Source organism: Epilithonimonas caeni DSM 17710, assembly GCF_000426465.1.
Classification (GTDB): Bacteria; Bacteroidota; Bacteroidia; order Flavobacteriales; family Weeksellaceae; genus Epilithonimonas; species Epilithonimonas caeni.
This window is the reverse complement of record NZ_AUFK01000009.1, coordinates 862936-881020: the sequence shown is the minus strand read 5'-3', so window position 1 is coordinate 881020 and position 18085 is coordinate 862936. Positions and strand designations below refer to the sequence as shown.

The 18085-nt window shown below is 37.0% G+C and carries 19 protein-coding genes; 9 read left to right on the top strand and 10 right to left on the bottom strand.

Features of this window, described 5'->3' with window-relative positions:
• Window positions 1-6: 6 nt before the first annotated feature.
• From K319_RS20940 to K319_RS0105255, 3 genes are all read left to right on the top strand, one after another.
• Window positions 7-654, top strand: a complete 648-nt coding sequence (locus K319_RS20940) for a hypothetical protein (protein WP_027382692.1) — start codon at window positions 7-9, stop codon at window positions 652-654.
• Between the two features lie 312 nt (window positions 655-966).
• Window positions 967-1413 carry a nuclear transport factor 2 family protein gene (locus tag K319_RS0105260; protein ID WP_027382691.1) on the top strand — a complete coding sequence of 149 codons (447 nt, stop codon included), beginning with the start codon at window positions 967-969 and terminating at the stop codon, window positions 1411-1413.
• A gap of 38 nt (window positions 1414-1451) precedes the next feature.
• Complete coding sequence (locus K319_RS0105255; RefSeq protein ID WP_027382690.1) at window positions 1452-2561, top strand: 5-(carboxyamino)imidazole ribonucleotide synthase; 1110 nt, start codon at window positions 1452-1454, stop codon at window positions 2559-2561.
• A 41-nt stretch (window positions 2562-2602) separates the two neighbouring features.
• On the opposite strand, the gene K319_RS20935 is transcribed toward K319_RS0105255, so the two are convergent.
• Window positions 2603-3103 (bottom strand): hypothetical protein, encoded by a 501-nt coding sequence (locus K319_RS20935; protein ID WP_051230438.1) that lies wholly within the window; start codon window positions 3101-3103, stop codon window positions 2603-2605.
• A gap of 51 nt (window positions 3104-3154) precedes the next feature.
• A complete protein-coding gene (locus K319_RS0105245; protein ID WP_027382689.1) occupies window positions 3155-4072 on the bottom strand; it encodes a DMT family transporter in 918 nt (305 codons plus the stop codon).
• Between the two features lie 95 nt (window positions 4073-4167).
• On the opposite strand from K319_RS0105245, the gene purE reads away from it, so the two are divergent.
• On the top strand, window positions 4168-4671 hold the full coding sequence (purE, locus tag K319_RS0105240; protein WP_027382688.1) for a 5-(carboxyamino)imidazole ribonucleotide mutase: 504 nt from the start codon (window positions 4168-4170) through the stop codon (window positions 4669-4671).
• 212 nt (window positions 4672-4883) lie between these two features.
• On the opposite strand, the gene K319_RS0105235 is transcribed toward purE, so the two are convergent.
• The 8 genes from K319_RS0105235 to tsaE all read right to left on the bottom strand — a co-directional run bounded on the left by K319_RS0105235 (window position 4884) and on the right by tsaE (window position 12337).
• Entirely contained in the window at window positions 4884-5192 is a 309-nt protein-coding gene (locus K319_RS0105235) for a DUF4177 domain-containing protein (RefSeq protein WP_027382687.1), read from the bottom strand.
• Between the two features lie 75 nt (window positions 5193-5267).
• Window positions 5268-6113 carry a prephenate dehydrogenase gene (locus K319_RS0105230; protein ID WP_027382686.1) on the bottom strand — a complete coding sequence of 282 codons (846 nt, stop codon included), beginning with the start codon at window positions 6111-6113 and terminating at the stop codon, window positions 5268-5270.
• 329 nt (window positions 6114-6442) lie between these two features.
• Window positions 6443-8719, bottom strand: coding sequence for a cation:proton antiporter (locus K319_RS0105225; protein WP_027382685.1), 2277 nt, complete (start codon window positions 8717-8719; stop codon window positions 6443-6445).
• A 115-nt stretch (window positions 8720-8834) separates the two neighbouring features.
• The gene (locus K319_RS0105220; protein WP_027382684.1) at window positions 8835-9542 is read right to left on the bottom strand and encodes a LytR/AlgR family response regulator transcription factor; all 708 of its coding nucleotides are present in this window, start codon (window positions 9540-9542) and stop codon (window positions 8835-8837) included.
• Complete coding sequence (locus K319_RS0105215) at window positions 9514-10290, bottom strand: histidine kinase (protein WP_027382683.1); 777 nt, start codon at window positions 10288-10290, stop codon at window positions 9514-9516. The genes K319_RS0105220 and K319_RS0105215 overlap by 29 nt, the downstream gene beginning before the upstream one ends.
• A 1-nt stretch (window position 10291) precedes the next feature.
• Window positions 10292-10663 (bottom strand): DUF4258 domain-containing protein, encoded by a 372-nt coding sequence (locus K319_RS0105210; protein WP_027382682.1) that lies wholly within the window; start codon window positions 10661-10663, stop codon window positions 10292-10294.
• Window positions 10664-10672: 9 nt separating this feature from the next.
• Complete coding sequence (locus tag K319_RS0105205) at window positions 10673-11872, bottom strand: alanine dehydrogenase (protein ID WP_034671375.1); 1200 nt, start codon at window positions 11870-11872, stop codon at window positions 10673-10675.
• Between the two features lie 57 nt (window positions 11873-11929).
• Complete coding sequence (tsaE, locus tag K319_RS0105200) at window positions 11930-12337, bottom strand: tRNA (adenosine(37)-N6)-threonylcarbamoyltransferase complex ATPase subunit type 1 TsaE (protein WP_027382680.1); 408 nt, start codon at window positions 12335-12337, stop codon at window positions 11930-11932.
• Between the two features lie 167 nt (window positions 12338-12504).
• Here tsaE and dnaG point away from each other — a divergent pair, with 167 nt between their 5' ends.
• The 5 genes from dnaG to K319_RS0105175 all read left to right on the top strand — a co-directional run bounded on the left by dnaG (window position 12505) and on the right by K319_RS0105175 (window position 18021).
• Complete coding sequence (dnaG, locus tag K319_RS0105195) at window positions 12505-14430, top strand: DNA primase (RefSeq protein WP_027382679.1); 1926 nt, start codon at window positions 12505-12507, stop codon at window positions 14428-14430.
• 72 nt (window positions 14431-14502) lie between these two features.
• Window positions 14503-15180 (top strand): ATP-dependent Clp endopeptidase proteolytic subunit ClpP, encoded by a 678-nt coding sequence (clpP, locus tag K319_RS0105190; protein WP_027382678.1) that lies wholly within the window; start codon window positions 14503-14505, stop codon window positions 15178-15180.
• Between the two features lie 311 nt (window positions 15181-15491).
• The gene (locus K319_RS0105185; RefSeq protein WP_027382677.1) at window positions 15492-15749 is read left to right on the top strand and encodes a hypothetical protein; all 258 of its coding nucleotides are present in this window, start codon (window positions 15492-15494) and stop codon (window positions 15747-15749) included.
• A 133-nt stretch (window positions 15750-15882) separates the two neighbouring features.
• Window positions 15883-17265: a dipeptidase gene (locus tag K319_RS0105180; RefSeq protein ID WP_027382676.1), complete on the top strand. Its 1383-nt coding sequence runs from the start codon at window positions 15883-15885 to the stop codon at window positions 17263-17265.
• A 54-nt stretch (window positions 17266-17319) separates the two neighbouring features.
• A complete protein-coding gene (locus tag K319_RS0105175; protein ID WP_027382675.1) occupies window positions 17320-18021 on the top strand; it encodes an SDR family oxidoreductase in 702 nt (233 codons plus the stop codon).
• Window positions 18022-18085: the final 64 nt, after the last annotated feature.

The following is an 18085-nucleotide window of genomic DNA, read 5'->3' as shown; positions in this document are numbered from 1 at the left end:
ACAATGATGAAAAAAAATATAACAACAATTGCAATTTTGCTTTTTTTTGCAATCAAAGCACAGGTAGGTATCAATAAACCTAATCCTACGGAAATGTTAGATGTTAATGGGAATATGAAATTTTCAAATACATTGTACTTGGAAAATCCAGGAGTCTATCTTGGTTCGTCTTCTAATTCTTACCTTATTGTAAAGGATAATGAAAGCCAGGTCATAAAAAGATATGTTCCGGAAACATCTGATTACAGTGCTATCAACACCGTGAATTATACATTCACCGGAGTCAACTTTACAGGATTGACAAATTATGACACAGGTATATCATCCACCAATTATTACTTGACAATTGGTGGATATATCATACGGGGAGGTGGTGATAGTTCTAATGTATCCATTAGTGGAAGCAACGTCAATATACCTTTATATTCTGCCAGGGCCTTTATACAGGATGGTACATGGAGATTGAGGTTTCTCCCCAACCATAGCCGTACTTTTACGGTGCCGGACAGTCAAAATCCAAAAAATGTTGATATAAAACTCAACATAATTGTATATAGGCGGGATATGCTTACAACAGTGAATCCTGTTATAAATTACAATATGAACGCAAATGTAGCAGGTACAGGAACATCACCTCAGCCTGATAAACTATAGTTCCTGTGATAACTAGACCTGCTTTAGCAATAGATATTATCAAAACAACTAGCAATGTTCTTTAAGTTCATTGCTAGGTTTTTTTAGAAAGGAATTACACTGACTATATACCTTCAAAAAACAACATCCAAGTTTTAATGTCCCTTTGAAAGATTAAGTCCGGATCCAACCAATAAAATAGAAACTTCAATCTATTAAACGATGATAGATATTACATCAATATTTAAATAGAGCTTTTAATCATAAAAAAAATAGAAGAATCTTTATTATTAAAACATTTTGAATATTTTTGTTCAACATATTATAAAGATTTTGAAAAGTATCTATATCCTAATTTTATCATTGGCATTTTTCCCAAATTTTTCAGCTCAAAAATCTGACGAAGAATCTATTAAATCAACAGTTGATCAGTTGTTTAACGGAATGAGAACTTCGGATTCTGTATTGATCAAAAAATCATTTCATAAGAATGCTGTATTGCAGACCATCACAAAAACAGCTGAAGTTAAAAATGAAAGCATCAATGATTTTGCATTAAGTATTTCCAAGGCCGAAAAAGGAAGTCTGGATGAGAGAATCACTTTCTCGAATATCCTGATCGACGGAAATCTGGCTTCCGTTTGGACATCTTATGAGTTTTATTACAAAGGACAGCTTTCACATTGTGGTGTCAATTCTTTCCAATTGGTAAAATCGAATGACGAATGGAAAATCCAATACATTATTGATACGAGAAGAAAGGATAATTGTAAAAAGTAAATAAATCTAAAAAATAAAAGAAAGTAAAAAAGTAAATTATGAAAATCGGAATTTTAGGAGGGGGACAATTGGGAAGAATGTTCATTCAGGAAGCATTAAAATATGATGATGAATTCTATGTTCTCGACCCAAATCCAGAGTGTTCCTGTGCCAATATTTCACATTTCACAAGAGGGGATTTCAATGACTATGATACCGTTTTGGAATTCGGAAGAGACAAAGATGTGGTGACGATTGAAATAGAACATGTTAGTGCAGATGCGCTTGAAGAACTGGAAAATCAAGGCGTAAAAGTAGTTCCGAATTCTAAAATCATCAAAATCATTCAACAGAAGATCCTTCAGAAAAAATTCTATGAAGAAAACAGAATTCCGTCCCCAGAATTTGAAATTATGGATGGAAGTGAGGATGAAATCAAAATCCAGAATCCTTTCGTCCAAAAACTGAATACAGGCGGTTACGACGGAAAAGGTGTTCAGTTGATTCGTTCAGATCAGGATTGGAAAAACCTTTGGACTCAGGAATCTGTTTTGGAAAATCTGATTGACATCGATAAAGAATTGTCTGTGATTGTCGCTAAAAATGAAAATGGCGAAATCAAAACGTTTCCCGTGACCGAAATGGTTGCCGACCCAAAACTGAATCTTCTCGATTTCAATATTTGTCCGGCCGATATTTCTGAGGAAACTCAGAAACAGATTGATTTGATTACCAGTCAATTCATAAGAAGTGCAGATTCTGCAGGACTTTTCGCGATTGAACTGTTCCTTGACAAAAACGGGAAAGTTTGGGTGAATGAAACGGCGCCGAGACTCCACAACTCAGGACATCAATCGCAGGAAGGAAATGCGAATTCCCAATTTGAGCAATTTTACAGAGTTGTTAAAAATTTACCTTTGGCGGATACAGGTAACTTCGGATTCTCAGGAATGCTGAATCTTGTCGGTGAGGAAAATTATTCAGGAAAAGTGAGGTATGAAGGCCTTGAAGATGTCTTGAAACTCCCAAAAACCTATGTTCACCTTTACGGTAAAACTGAAACAAAGCCTGGAAGAAAAATGGGTCATATCAATGTTCTGGCAGATTCCAGGGAAGAATTGATGGAGAAATTGATTCACATCAAATCCTTGGTGAAAGTTATAGCATAAGAAACGGTCAGATAAATCTGACCGTTTCTTATTTAAAAAAATTACTTTGCCTTGGCTTTTTCCAAAGCATTGTTATAAGCATCTTTTGCATCATCAGTAGCCTTTTTTGTAGCTTCTTTGGCATCTTGAGTTGTTTTGTTAATGGCCTGCTTTGTGTCTTTCGCTGCGTCTTTGATATCTTGTTTTGCATCTTGTGCAGCCACTTTTGTTTTGTCAACGACATTATCAACGCCTTTTTTTACGTCCTGTGCTGCATTGCCGACAGCGGTTTTGGTATTTTCCCAAGCCATATTTGCATCGGCCAAGGCTTTTCTTGCAGCCACTTCAGCATCTTTATCGCCTTTTTTGATGGCCGCATCCAAGTCAGCTTGTGCTTTGTCCACTGCAGATTTGGCATCAGTCTCAGTCAGAGTTTTGGTTTCGGTTGTTACCACAGCAACTGTGTCTTTGTTTTCGTCTATAACGACCGTTTGCTCTTTTTTTGTACAAGAGGTTGTGAATAATAATACAGCTGCGGAAGCTGTTACAAAAATTTTTTTCATAAAAGATTATTTATAATGTGTTTGATTGAATTGTAATAAATATAAGAATTTTTATCGTTTCAAATATTTCTGCATTAATTTAAATTTCAACATCCCCGGTTTGTAATTAATGATGAAGACCCCACCGATGATGCAGGCCGTAGCAATAATGAATTTAGCAGAAATAACCTCATCCAGAATCAGCCAGCTTAGGAAAATACTGATGATTGTATTAACATAGGACAAAATAGAGACCTGTGTCGGAAGCAATGTTCTCAGCAGATAATGATAGGAGAAAAAAGCAATCACCGAGCCAAAAATAGCCAAATATATAATTGCAGAAATACTTTTTACAGACCAAGTTGAAACATCGATCGTTTCTGAAAATGAGAATGCAAATATCAGTTGTACAATTCCTGCAAATGAAAACTGGTAAAAGAGATTCAGGAAGAGATTATTGTTCCCGACATTTATTTTCTTCGTATAAATGGTCCCCAGTCCCCAACACATCAATGCGATGATCAGAATCAGCAATCCCAATCTGTAGTTAGGATTCATCAGGTCATTGATGCCATCCCAGAAAATGAAAAGGATACCAAAAAAGCCCATCAGAAGTCCAACCATTGTCCGGTAAGTGAATTTTTCCATTCCGATTGCCATACTCGCAACAAAAATAAAAATCGGAGAAAGTGCACTGATCAAAGATGTCAGGCTGCTCGTCAGATTTTCCTCTGCAACGGTCGTTAAACCATTGGCTCCAACCAGCATTAATGCTGAAAGTGTAATCTGGATTCTGAAATTTCTCCAACCGATCCATTTCAGGTTTTTGGTGTAAATCAAAATAGGAATTAGGATTATGGCTGCTAAAAACTGACGAAATCCCGCAACAAACCAAGGCGGAACAGTTTCTACTCCGATTTTGATGCCGAGGAAAGTCGTGCCCCATACGATAGCGACAATGCAGATTGCAATAATGGTTTTTGAACTCAAAGTTTTATCTGAAAAAAGAATTAAAGCCAAAGGTATTCCAAAAACTCCGATTTTATCTATAAATTTTTATCTTTGAACATCTAATAAAAAATGAAATGGTCGGAATAATAATGGGCAGTCAAAGCGATTTGCCAATAATGCAACAAGCTGCGGATTTTCTGAAGTCTCTTGAAATCCCTTACGAGTTGACAGTCGTTTCTGCGCACAGAACGCCGGAACGCATGTTCGATTACGCAAAAACAGCTAAAGAACGGGGACTGAAAGTTATCATCGCAGGAGCTGGTGGTGCGGCTCATCTTCCGGGGATGGTTGCCAGTTGTACGACGTTGCCTGTGATTGGCGTTCCGATTTTATCCAGCAATTCTATCGATGGTTGGGATTCTGTTTTGTCGATTCTTCAGATGCCTTCCGGGATTCCTGTTGCAACGGTTGCTTTGAATGGTGCTGCAAATGCCGGAATTCTCGCTGCAAAAATCATAGGAGCTTCCGATTCCGAAGTGTCTGAAAAACTTCAAAAATACCAGGATTCTCTTAAAGATAAAGTTCTCGGAACAGTTGATGAAATCAAGAAACAACACCCGAATCAGTTTGATAAATAGAATTATTTTGGCAGCTTGATCCGTCTTCCGCTCCCAAACCTAACGAAGTGGTTCGACGAAGTCAATCTTTTCACTCCACTACGTTGCGTAAAAAGGATTTCCGCTCAAGCAGGGCTGCAGGTTCAGTATAAAAATAAAATTTTAAAATAAACTAGAATCTTTGTCATTCCGTAGGAATCTAAACTACTATTGAATGACAAAGATTATGAGTCTTATTTTTTTCGCTTAAATACAAAACTAATTTCTGAAGTCCTTACATTGGGTTGTAAGCCGGTTACATATTCATTATTCCCAAAATTAGGATGAACGGTTTCTATTTTTGAAAAAACATCAATTAGTTCCCATCCTTCATCACCCAATGAATTAAGAGAGCTATTTGCGATATCAATTTTTTTTGATGTAAACGTCGCCAATGCATCTTGCTCAGTTCCTTTGAATGTAATTGTTTTATATTCCCATTTTGAAGTGCAAGAAGTAAAGAATAGAGTTAAAATTAATCCAACTAAAAATAATTTTTTCATTTTGTTAGTAGTTTGTTTCTAACAAAACTAATTTATTCTGATATTCTTTTCTTACGGAAATCCGTAATCTGAAAACTACTTATCCAAGATCCCCCTAATCTTATTCGCATTTCTGATCAACTCTTCCAGGTAATCAAAATTCTCTTTCTCCAAAGCAGATTTGAATTTTCTAAGCTGTGTAATATGTTCATTCAAAACATCCAAGACATTTTCTTTGTTCTGACGGAAAATCGGAACCCACATTTCCGGATGGGATTTTGCCAGACGGACCGTACTCGAGAAACCTGAACTTGCAAGCTGAAAAATCGTGTCTTCCTCACGTTCTTTTTCCAAAACGGTATTGGCTAATGCATAAGACGTGATATGCGAAATGTGCGAAATGTAAGCTGTGTGAATATCGTGCGCATCGGCATTCATATAAACTGGGTGCATTTCCAGTGTTTGAATGATTTTTTCCACAGTTTCCAAAGCATTTTCATCAGATTCTTCTTTGTTGCAGATCACGGCTGCTTTTCCTGTAAAGCTGTCTTTGGTTGCAGCTTTTGGACCAGAATTTTCCGTTCCCCACATCGGGTGAAAAGCCACAAATCGTTTTCTATTTGGATGATTTTTGATAGAATCTACAATTCCCGATTTTGTAGAGCCTACATCCATCACAATTTGTTTTTCATTGATCAGATCCAAAACATCAGGTAAGATTTTCTTGGCAGAATCTACCGGAATCGAGATGATAATCAAGTCCGAATTTTTGATTCCTGTTTCGAGATCTGCTTTTTCATCAATGATTTTGAGTTCAAGTGCTTTGTTAAGGTTGTCTTCATTCTGGTCAATTCCATAAACAAAATTGGTGAAATTTTTCTCTTTTAATTTCAATGCAATAGAACCTCCGATTAATCCGGTTCCGATAATTCCTATTTTCATCAGTAAATTTCTATTTTTTTATATGTCAGATGGGAACGCAAAGCGTTTCATCTTTAAATTTTTCTAATAGTTTTTAAAACAAAAAACCCCGTCATCAGGACGAGGTTTTAATATTTTTCCATACGAATCCTAATCCTGTTTCAGGGTTAAAATTGCGTAATAATATGTTCTGTTTGTTGTTTTCACAAAACGAAGATAGAAATTAATTTCTTAAAATTCAAATTAAAAATTTTATAATTTACCACAAAGACACATAGTTTATAAAGTCTTTAATTAACTATTTAAACTTTTTAATATCAATAATTCTATGTGTCTTTGTTGTTTTTAACTTACGGATTTGAAACAATTAAAGTGGATGGAATATCAGACAGCCAAAGACTTTTCGTGTCAATCAGACTTTTCCAGCTTTTACTGCTAATCAACATTAAATCCTGAGATTCTAAGAAATCTTTTTCAATAGTTTTCGCGTTGTAAAGTGTGATGTGATTTGGTGCGATATGTTCGATGTTTCTTATCAATTCACGGATTTCCGTGTTCTTGCGGATTTGTCCTGCTGCATCCAGAATGATAACTTGAGAATCGTTGTTATTGATCAATCGTTTGGCATATTCAACCAGATAAAAATCGCTCAAATCAAAGATCGGAATAAAAATTTTATCTGCACTTTCAAAGTTTTTATCTACCATTATCCCAACAGGAATATTGGTTTTATCCAGAATGCTCAAGGTAAAATCGTCAAAAGGTGAGGCGTTGAAAATGTAAGATCTTCCTTTTACGGTATTCAATAATTTTTCCGGATTGATGATTTTAGTTGTGAAACCAAGCAATTTTCCAAGCAGCGTTCCTTCATAAATCGATTTTCCCAACATTATCAAAAGCAGATCATAATTGCCTTTGTTGGTGATGTTTACCAAATCATTTTCGATGTCTGTTGAAGCTTTGAAAAGTGTTGTGATTTCCAGTTTCAGTTCTTGGGAAGTATCGATGATGTTTTCGAATAAATCTTTTTCATGATCTTCGATATCAAAAGCGTGTAGCTCATCAACGGATGCAATGTTCATCGCGGTCACACTTTTGTTACCATTCATTTTATGAGTGAAATTATCTGCCAATTTCAATAATGTACTTCCGGATTCCGGGGTATCAAATGAAAGAAGAACCTTATACTTTCCGGTATTTTCGTCAGCTTCTTCATCAATCATCGATTTTCTCCCTTTAAACAAAAAATTGATTAAGTCTAATGAAGGTCCGGTCATAAATGTTGTGAACAAAGCCATTATCACCATCATTGCGAAAATTTCAGGACTCAAAACGCCTAGGTCATAACCAATATTAAGGACAATCAATTCCATCAGACCTCTCGTGTTCATCAATGCTCCGATGGTTAGGCTATCTTTCCAATTGATTCTTAGAAACTTTGCAGTTAAAGCACTTCCAATGAATTTTCCGGTAACTGCGGTTGCGATTATCAATCCGGCAATCATCCAAAGATGTCCGTCATTTAACAATCCGATTTGAGTTCTCAAACCTGTAAATACGAAGAATAATGGAAGTAGCAAAACCAATGCAACATCTTCAACTTTCTCAATGAAAAGATTTCTGAATTTCACATTTTCCGGCATAATTGCGCCTGCCATAAAAGCTCCGAACAATGCGTGAATCCCAATAACCTCTGTCGCATAAGAAGAGATGATCAATGTCAGAAAGAAGATGGCCACAATAGATTTATTGATAATTCCTTTTCCAGCCTGTAATTCTCCGATTCTTTTCAGGAAAGGTCTTACGATCTTTATCATCAGGAAAACGTAAGCAATCGCCATCAGAATTACGTAGATTGAACTGGCAAAAGAACCAGCTTTTACAATAGCAATTACAGCGGCCAAAATACACCAGGCTGTGATGTCATCGGCTGCTGCACAAGTGATAACGATAGTTCCTAGTTTTGTTTTTTGGAGATTACGCTCCTGGACGATTCTTGCCAGAACCGGAAAAGCCGTAATACTCATCGCAATCGCAATAAATAACGCAAATGAACTGAACTGAACTCCGTCCGGCGCAAATTCTTTATAAATGAAATAAGATAATCCAATTCCCAATGCAAACGGAATAATGATACTTGCGTGACTGATGACAACCGCGTCGTGTGCTTTTTTTCTAAGAACGCTCAAATCCAATTCCATCCCGACGATATACATGAAAAGAATCAACCCGATTTGGCTCAAAAACTGCAAGTTAGGAAGCGATTCTTTTGGAAAAAGGAAAGCGGAAAATTCCGGAAAATACAATCCTAAAAGTGAAGGTCCGAGAACAATGCCCGCAATCATTTCTCCGATTACAGAAGGCTGTTTCAGTTTCATACAGATCCAACCAAACAACCTCGCCACCAGAATAATTGTTACGATTTGAACCAAAAGCAAAGCTAACGGATGATGGAGATTGGTCAAAAAGGATTCGACGAAGTTCTCCCACATCGTTCCTTTTGATTCTTTGATGACAATATTTTCGCCAGCTTCCAACGTTTTTCCTTCTATCAGAAACCAATATACCAGACAGGAGAAAAACGCAATTGTAACCGTGTAAAATATAATATTCCTGTACTTTTTCATATTCAATTCCATTTAGATCTTACGTGTTTTCAAGATGTAAAATTGAGAAGTTTTTGAATACGAAATTCATCTTCAATTGAAAAATGTAATGAAACGGCTGAATTATGTGTTGAAATTATTTCGAAAGCTTCTCAGAAAGCTGATTCTTAAAAACATCACTGATATTAAGTTTCAATGGATTTCCTTCAGAGGAATTGATGTCCAAAATGATTTCCGATGAAGAAAAAACCTGAATGTGCTGAATATTGACCATCTCTTTTTTATTGATCTGAACAAAGTTTTTTTGTATTAATAATTCGGATAAATTTTTGAAACTTAAGTTTTTAAGAATAATTTCTGAATTGTTTTTCAGTCTCAAATCTTTGTCTCGGCTATCGATTTCAGATGTTTTGATATAGATAATGTCGTTGACGAAAATTCGGGTTTTTCCAAGATTGGTATTCCATTCAAAAAACTGATTTTTCTGACCTTCGTTAAGCAATTTTTCTGTCTTTTCAAAAGCTTGTTGCAGTCGTTCTTTTTTTATTGGTTTTCTGACGTAATCAACCACATCCAGGTCAAAAGCTTCCGCCGCGTATTCCTTGTAAGCGGTTGTGAAAATTATTTTTTTGTCCTTGATCAATTCGGCCACTTGAAGCCCGTTCATTCCGGGCATTTCGATATCAAGAATGCAAACGTCGCAATCGCAATCGTTGATTTCTTGTAGAAAAACTTTAGGATTATTAAATGCTTTCACAACTTCGACTCCTTCAATCTGGTCGCAAAGGAGTTTCAAGTAACTGATTGCCAATAATTCATCGTCCAGAATAACGCATTTTATCATAAAATTCTGAAAGATTAATGGTTAATTGTGCTGTAAAAACGTCATTGCTGATATTCTTGCTGAGTTTGTAATGATTTTTGTAAATCAATTTCAGTCTCTGGTCAAAAGATTTGCTTCCGAATCCGCTGTTTTCTTTTTCGAGAGGTTGTTTGTCCGAAATTTTGTTGGAAACTTTTATTTCAAATTTTCCATCTTCGAGAATCAAATTAATTGAAATAAATGAATCCTGCACTAAAAAATCAGTGTGTTTAAAGGCATTCTCAATCAAATCGACAGAAATCAACGGCGCAAAAATTTTTTCCAGATAAATCGAATCTTCTTTATTGATTTTCGTCTTAATTCTAAAATCGAATAAAGGATTGACCTTAATTTTATTGATTTCTATAAGGTTCATTGCAAAATCCAGCTCCTCTTTTGGACTGACAAATTTATTGCCGCTTTCGTAAAGAATATAATCCAGAATGCTCGCTAATTTGTCCAGCGAAATGTAAGTCTGATAAGCGTGCGACTGAACCGAATTCAGAATGTTCTTGAAAAGATGCGGATTGAGTTTGGTTTCGATATGTTCCAGTCGAACATTGTCCAGTTTGGTTTCAATTGCTTTGTAGTTGTCTTCGAGCAATTTATTTTTCGTCTTAACAGATTTATATTTTCCGAAAAGAAAAAAACTTAAAACCAACAGGAAAAATATGACAAAAATCCCACCAAATAAGAGATAATCGGGTAGAAGAAGATTTTTGCCGTTCATTTTATTTTAATTTTTTGAAGCTTGTAAACTCTGCTTTTTCCTTACATTTAGAATAATATATTTCGTATTGGGGATTGTTTTTTGGATAAACGAGAAGATAATCCGGACAAGGCTGTTTTTGAGCTTGGCTTCTGTCAAAATCAATTGTTCCGTTGGTAATTATTTCGTCTTTCAATTGTTTCTCAGTGATTTTATTCGATTCCATTTCCTTTTTGAAGTTTTCGGAATAAAAAAAATCTTTGGTCAAAGTCTCTGCGATCACTCTGTCATTCGGGAAATAGGAACAGCTTGTACCTTTTTGATTAAGTATGAAAAATACGATCAGCAAACCCGGAATCAGACCGATAGCGTAGAATTTTAATTTTTTAAGCATTAATGAGTTTTAGAAAATCAAAAGATTGATATCGTGATAAGGAAGGTCGAACCTGTTACAGATCAGCTGTTTCGTATGTCTCCCTTTGTACATGTAAAGCGATTGCTTGATCTCGTTTTTATGGATCAGCATATTTTCGAAACCGCCTTCTTCATCGTAACCCAGAAGATAACTTAAGAAGAAGTTGCTAACGGCTTTCGTCGTCGTTCTTGGCATTCTGGAAGTCAGGTTCGGTAACCCACAATGGATAACGTCGTGTTTTACAATGAATGGTTTTTCTGTCGTAGTAAGCTCTGAGGTTTCGATAACTTTCCCATTATCAATCGTGATGTCGATAATGACACTACCTTTTTTCATTTTCATTACCATATCTTCTGTAACAATTGGAGATAGGTTAAGTCTTGGCAAAGCTCCGATCACAACGTCGGCCCTTCTGAGAGATTTCGTCAATTCTTTCGGGTCGATGACAGATGTCGGAACGCGGCTATCTACCAAAGTATGAAGTCTCCTAAGTTTTGAAAGCGAATTATCAAAGACCTTAACACTTGCTCCCAATCCAATTGCCGCTTTTGTCGCAAATTCACCCACGATCCCAGCTCCTATAATCACAACTTCCGTTGGACGAACGCCGGTTATCCCGCCAAGCATCAAGCCATTGGACATTGCCAGTAATTCTGATGCGTATAGGATTGAAACGCTTCCTGCGATCTCGCCGATCAATCTTACCAATGACAATTGTTTGTACTCGTCCATTATGAACTCAAAGGCGATCGCATTGACTTTTTTGCCGGCCAATTTCAGGAAATATTCTTTATCTCGAAGGTTGATCTGCAAAGCTGAAATCAGATAGGTCATCGGTCTTAGATAATCGATTTCCTCTTCTGTTGGCGGATTGATTTTCAGGACCAGATCCTGAGAAAAAGCCACTTTCGGGTCGTTCGTGATCTCTGCACCAGCTTCAGAATATAAGATATCAGTGAAGTGAGAACCTTCTCCCGCACCGCTTTCTATAATGACTTTGTGGCCGTTGTTTACAAGTATCTGAACGGCATCAGGAATAAGACAGGTTCTTTTCTCATTAAGACAAGTCTCTTTAGGAACACCTATACTAAAGGTCTTTCCAGGTTTTTTTACAACTTCTAGTTTCTCTTCTTTCGGAATCAATTCTTCTTCAGAAAAAGGTGTAAATATGGTAGATGTACTGCTCATAAAAAATGAATCATTGTTCAAAATCTAAAACAAAGATAAAACAATTTACTATTATTATTAATTAAACTCGATCACTCTTCCTGATTCTGTATTGGTGATGGTCATCTCGTGGAAATCATAAGCTTCCAGTTCATCCATATAGATTTCCGGCCATTCGATAATCGATAGAAAAGCATTGTCCAGATATTCTTCAATCCCGAAATCGTAAGCTTCTTCCACAGATTTTAATCTATATAAATCGAAGTGATACACTTTTCCTTTTGGTGTATCATATTCATTTACAATAGAATATGTTGGGGAAGATATTTCGTCAGGACTTCCTAGTTCTTTAAGCAGATATTGTGTGAAGGTTGTCTTTCCGGCGCCGAGATTTCCTTTTAGAAGTAGGATATTGTGCTGAAGGTCAGGAATGATCTGATTGACAATATCTTTCCATTCTTCAAGCTGATGAATCGTAAATTGCATCTGTAATTTTTTTTACAAAAATAAGCTTTTGCGATATTAATTGATGAATGTTTTATCGCAGAATTATTGAACATATTATTACCTTTACCCATTGAAAATTTTATTGAACTTAATTTAGAATTAGTTTCGAAAGTCTAATATCTAGCTTCTAAAATCTATATTAAAGATTGATCACTAAAGAAACCATAGACAAAATATTTTCTACCATCCGTGTAGAAGAGATCATTGGCGAATATGTCCAGCTGAAAAGAGCAGGCTCCAACTTCAAAGGCTTGAGTCCTTTTCATGAGGAAAAATCGCCAAGTTTTGTCGTTTCTCCCAGTAAACAGATCTGGAAGGATTTCTCTACTGGGAAAGGAGGAACTGCTATTTCCTTCCTGATGGAAATCGAGAATTTCACCTATCCGGAAGCTCTTCGCCATGCAGCAAAAAAGTATGGAATTGAAATTAAGGAAGATGTAAAAGAATACTCTGAAGAACAAAAACAAGCGCAGACAGAACGTGATGTTCTTTACAAGATCCACGAAGTTGCTAACGATTTTTTTCAAGATCAGCTCTGGAACTCGGAAGAGGGGAAAATGATCGGTTTTTCCTATTTCAAAGAAAGAGAGCTGCGGGACGATATTATCAAGAAATTCCAATTGGGATATTCTCCCGAAAAGAAAAACGCCTTTACAGAATTTGCTTTGGAAAAAGCTTACTCCAAAGAGATCCTGGAAAAATCCGGACTTTCTATTTTTCCGGAAAATACACCTTCAGGAATTGACCGATTCCGTGACAGGGTTGTTTTCCCGATTCACAGTTTTTCGGGCCGTGTTCTTGGTTTTGGCGCAAGGATTCTCAAGAATAATGTCAAAACGGCAAAATATCTCAATTCTCCGGAAACCGAGATCTATCACAAGTCTAATGTCCTTTATGGTCTGAATCAGAGCAAACAATCCATTTCCAGAAAGAATCTCTGCCTTTTGGTAGAAGGCTATATGGATGTGGTCTCACTTCATCAGTCGGGAATCGAAAATGTCGTGGCTAGTTCAGGAACATCTCTGACGACGGAACAAATTAAACTGATAAAGAGATTAACGGAAAACGTAACAATTCTTTTTGATGGTGATAATGCAGGCATCAAGGCGAGTTTCCGAAGCATTGATATGCTGTTGTCCGAAGGGATGAACATTCGGGTCCTTCTTTTTCCGGACGGCGATGATCCGGATTCTTTTGCGAGAAAACATCCGCAGGAGTTTGTTGAAAATTTCATTGATAAAGAAGCGAAGGACTTTATCGATTTCAAAGCGGAGATCCTTCTTAAGGACGCTGGGAATGATCCGATCAGAAAAGCAGAATCTATCCGGGATATTGTGAAGTCTGTTGCATTTGTCCAGAATGCGTTGAAGCGTGAGGTCTATCTGAAAGAAGTTTCGAATAAGTTTGGACTCAGCGAGCAAAGCTTGTTCAATGAGCTTCAGATTCAGACCAATGTTACACATCAGCAGGAATCAAAACCTGCAGTTGCCGAGAGAAAAGCGCCACAGAAATTAGAGATTGTCCAGGAAGCTTTCACATCAATAAACCCACTTTTGGTACTGGAAGAGAAATTGGTAGATCTGATGTTGAAATATGGTGATGTCGTTTTAGAAAGAAAAGATCCTGACGGGAATGATTATAAGATCACTGTGATAGAAGAGGTTCTTGGCCATTTGGAGGAAGATGAATGTGAGATACAATTGGATATTCATAAAAAGATCGTTTCCGAGATCAAAGAAGGTATTCTTCAAAATGAGATAAGGTCGGGTGGCTTTTTCTTCAATTTTATGGATGAAGAAGTTTCTGGAAAACTGGCCAATGCATTGATCGAAAATTATCAGACCAGCAATTGGAACAAGTTCAATATCTATTTCAGTTCAGAGGAAGAGGTACTCCCAAAGATGGTTGCGGATATTGTTCTGAGACACAAAAGAGAGTATATTGTAAAATTGATCAATGACCTTAAAAATTCTCTCAGTGACGAGAATGATAATACTCAAATTTATCAACAAATAATCCTTCTGACTCAACTAAAAAATAAATTGGACAGCGAATTATTTCGCATTTTGTGACAGAAAGTCCTACTTTAGCAAAGGAATAGAAATTGCAAACTCAATACAGATTTAAAAATAACCACATTTAATATGGACATTAAAAAAGAATTCAGAGATTTCTCAGTAAAACATATGGGGAATAACGGTCTTGTTACAGACCAATATATGGGAATGTTCAACCCGACCAATCTTACACCTTATATCATGGAGGAGAGAAGGATGAACGTTGCACAGATGGACGTTTTTTCAAGATTGATGATGGACAGGATCATTTTTCTGGGAACAGGAATAGACGATCAGGTAGCAAATATCATTACGGCACAGTTACTTTTCTTGGAAAGTTCAGACTCTGCAAAAGATATCCAGATCTACATCAACTCTCCTGGCGGAAGTGTTTATGCAGGATTGGGGATCTATGACACGATGCAGATCATCAAGCCGGATGTTGCAACGATCTGTACCGGAATTGCCGCTTCTATGGGAGCCGTACTTTTGGTAGCAGGAGAGAAAGGTAAACGTTCTGCTTTGAAGCACTCTCGAGTGATGATCCACCAGCCTTCTGGTGGGGCACAAGGTGTGGCTTCTGATATGGAGATCAATTTGAGAGAGATGTTGAAGCTGAAAAAAGAACTTTATGACATCATTTCAAACCACTCCGGACAAACTTACGAATGGGTCGAGAAAGCCTCAGACAGAGATTACTGGATGACATCTACCGAAGCTAAGGAATTCGGAATGGTGGACGAAGTTCTCGAAAGAAAAAAATAAAGTAACAAACCTGATTCAACTGAGTCAGGTTTTTTTTATAATAATTGACTTCGTGGAACCAATTCGTCAGGTTTGGCCTCTTTTATCCGCCCTCCGTTCCGCTTTGTCACTCTGAGGCTCTCGAAGAGTCCACTCAGGCTGGATTGCGCTTCGCACACAAGAGAATCTGTCATAGAAAGGAGGATTTGTCGTCCATTTAAAACTTCAATATTGAATCAATTCTATGAATAATTTATAAACTCTCTAAAATTTAAATTTTATTTTGCCAAAAATTCCTTTTTCACTACTTTTGACCCATCAAATTTATAGAAATGAAAAAATCAGTGATATTGTTGGCTTCTGCTATTTTAGTTGTGTCTTGTGATCTTCCTGCTGGAGGGAACAAAGGTCGTTTGAAAAAAACGGATGAAGTAGTAAGATACGATGACCCCAATGCACCTCACGGAACTTATAAGCCAGTTGCGGATTCTTCAAAGGTCGTTTCTCACGTTGTAACAGATTCTGCAAAAGTTGTGAAGCCTGAAGCTAAACCTGCGGTTTCTGAAGAAGCTGAAACTGTTCATCATTAAGAATTTTATTAAAATATTATAACAAAAAATGTCTTGCGTTTGCAGGACATTTTTTATTTTTACGAACCTTACTTTTTCATCTTTGACAAAGTTTAAATCATTTATCAATCATCATTTATCATTAATAATAGAAATGAGTAATACACAACAATATATCCAAGAGAACAAGCAACGTTTTCTGGACGAATTATTCGATATCCTTAGAATTGCCTCCATCAGTGCAGATCCGGCTTACAAATCAGAAGTTCTGAAATGTGCCGATGAGGTTGCAAAACATCTAAAAGTTGCCGGAGCAGACAACGTGAAAATCCTTGAGACAAAGGGCTATCCGATCGTTTTCGGAGAAAAGATCATTGATGCTGATTTGCCTACGGTTTTAGTTTACGGACATTATGATGTTCAACCTGCTGACCCGTTGAAATTGTGGACGAGCGATCCTTTCGAGCCGGTTGTTAAAACGACGGAGCTCCATCCCGAAGGTGCGATCTTTGCAAGAGGCTCTGCGGATGACAAAGGACAATTCTTCATGCACGTCAAGGCTTTCGAAGCAATGATGAAAACCGATTCCCTTCCTTGTAATGTCAAATTTTTGATTGAAGGTGAAGAAGAGGTAGGTTCTGCAAGTTTGGCAGATTTCCTGGAAGAAAATAAAGAAAAACTGAGTTGCGATGTGATCTTGATTTCCGATACTCATATTTATTCTAATGAACAGCCTACTGTTACAACAGGTTTGAGAGGTCTAAGTTATGTAGAAGTGGAAGTAGAAGGCCCGAATCGTGACCTGCATTCCGGACTTTATGGCGGCGCAGTTCCCAACCCGATCAACGTTTTGTCAAAGATGGTCGGTGATCTGATCGATGACAAAGGACATATCACAATTGACGGTTTTTATGACAATGTCTTGATTGTTTCCGATGAAGACAGAAAGGAAATGAACAAACTGAAAGATGATCCGGAAGCCTACAAAAAATCCATTGATCTTAATGATATTCAGGGAGAAGAAGGCTATACGACCTTGGAAAGAGCGTCCATTAGGCCAACTTTGGACGTGAACGGAATTTGGGGAGGTTACACTGGCGAAGGTGCAAAAACGGTAATTGCTTCCAAAGCTTTTGCAAAAATATCAATGAGACTCGTTCCCAATCAAACGCCGGAAGAAATCACGGAGAAGTTCACGAAGTATTTTAAGAAAATCGCTCCTAAAAGTGTGAAAGTTAAAGTGACACCGCATCACGGTGGAATGCCTTACGTTCTGGAAAGCGATACCAAAGAATTTTTAGCAGCTAAAAAAGCAATGGAAAAAGCTTTCGGGAAAGAAGTTTTGCCTTACAGAAGTGGCGGAAGTATTCCGATCACATCCTTGTTTGAGAAGGTTCTTGGAGCTAAATCTGTTTTGATGGGATTCGGTTTGGATTCGGATGCGATACATTCACCAAACGAGCATTACGGACTTTACAATTACTACAAAGGAATAGAAAGTATCCCTTATTTCTTTGAGTTTTACGCTCAAGGTTAAGAAATGAAGACAGTTTAGGCTGTCTTTTTTATTAATATTTAATCAAATACAATTATGTCAAAAGTAGTTTATATCACAGGCGGAACCAAAGGAATCGGTTTCGGAATTGCAGAAGTATTACTGAAAAACGGTCACAAAGTGGCTATCAGCGGAAGAAAACAGGAAGATGTCGATAAGGCTGTTTCTGAACTTAAAGTAATTTCAGAAAGTATTTTCGGAATCAGCTCAGATGTTAGAAATTTCGAAGATGAACAAAATGCAGTTGCTAAAATTGTTGAAAGATTCGGAAGAGTTGATGTTGTGATTGCCAATGCTGGTCTGGGAATCTTCAAACCCGTCGATGAATTGAGTATCGAAGATTGGAATGCAATGCAGGAAACCAATTTGACAGGCTGTTTCTACACATTAAAAGCATCGGTTGAAGAACTTAAAAAATCTCAAGGCTATTATATCACGATCGCAAGTCTTGCCGGAACCAACTTCTTCGAAAATGGAGCCGGTTACAATGCTTCCAAGTTCGGTGTTGTCGGTTTTACACAAGCTGCAATGATCGACCTGAGAAAATACAATATCAAGGTTTCTACAATAATGCCGGGTTCTGTCGCGACGTATTTCAATGGAAATATACCATCCGAAAAGGATGAATGGAAAATTCAGCCGGAAGACATGGGGAATCTTGTTCTTGATATGCTGAATATGAATCCACGTGTTTTGCCAAGTAAAATTGAGTTCAGAGCGAGCCAGGTAAAGAAATAAAAGAATCATTTTTTTGAAAATTCGATAATTTGACCTTTATTTTTGTAATACTTGAAATCTGATC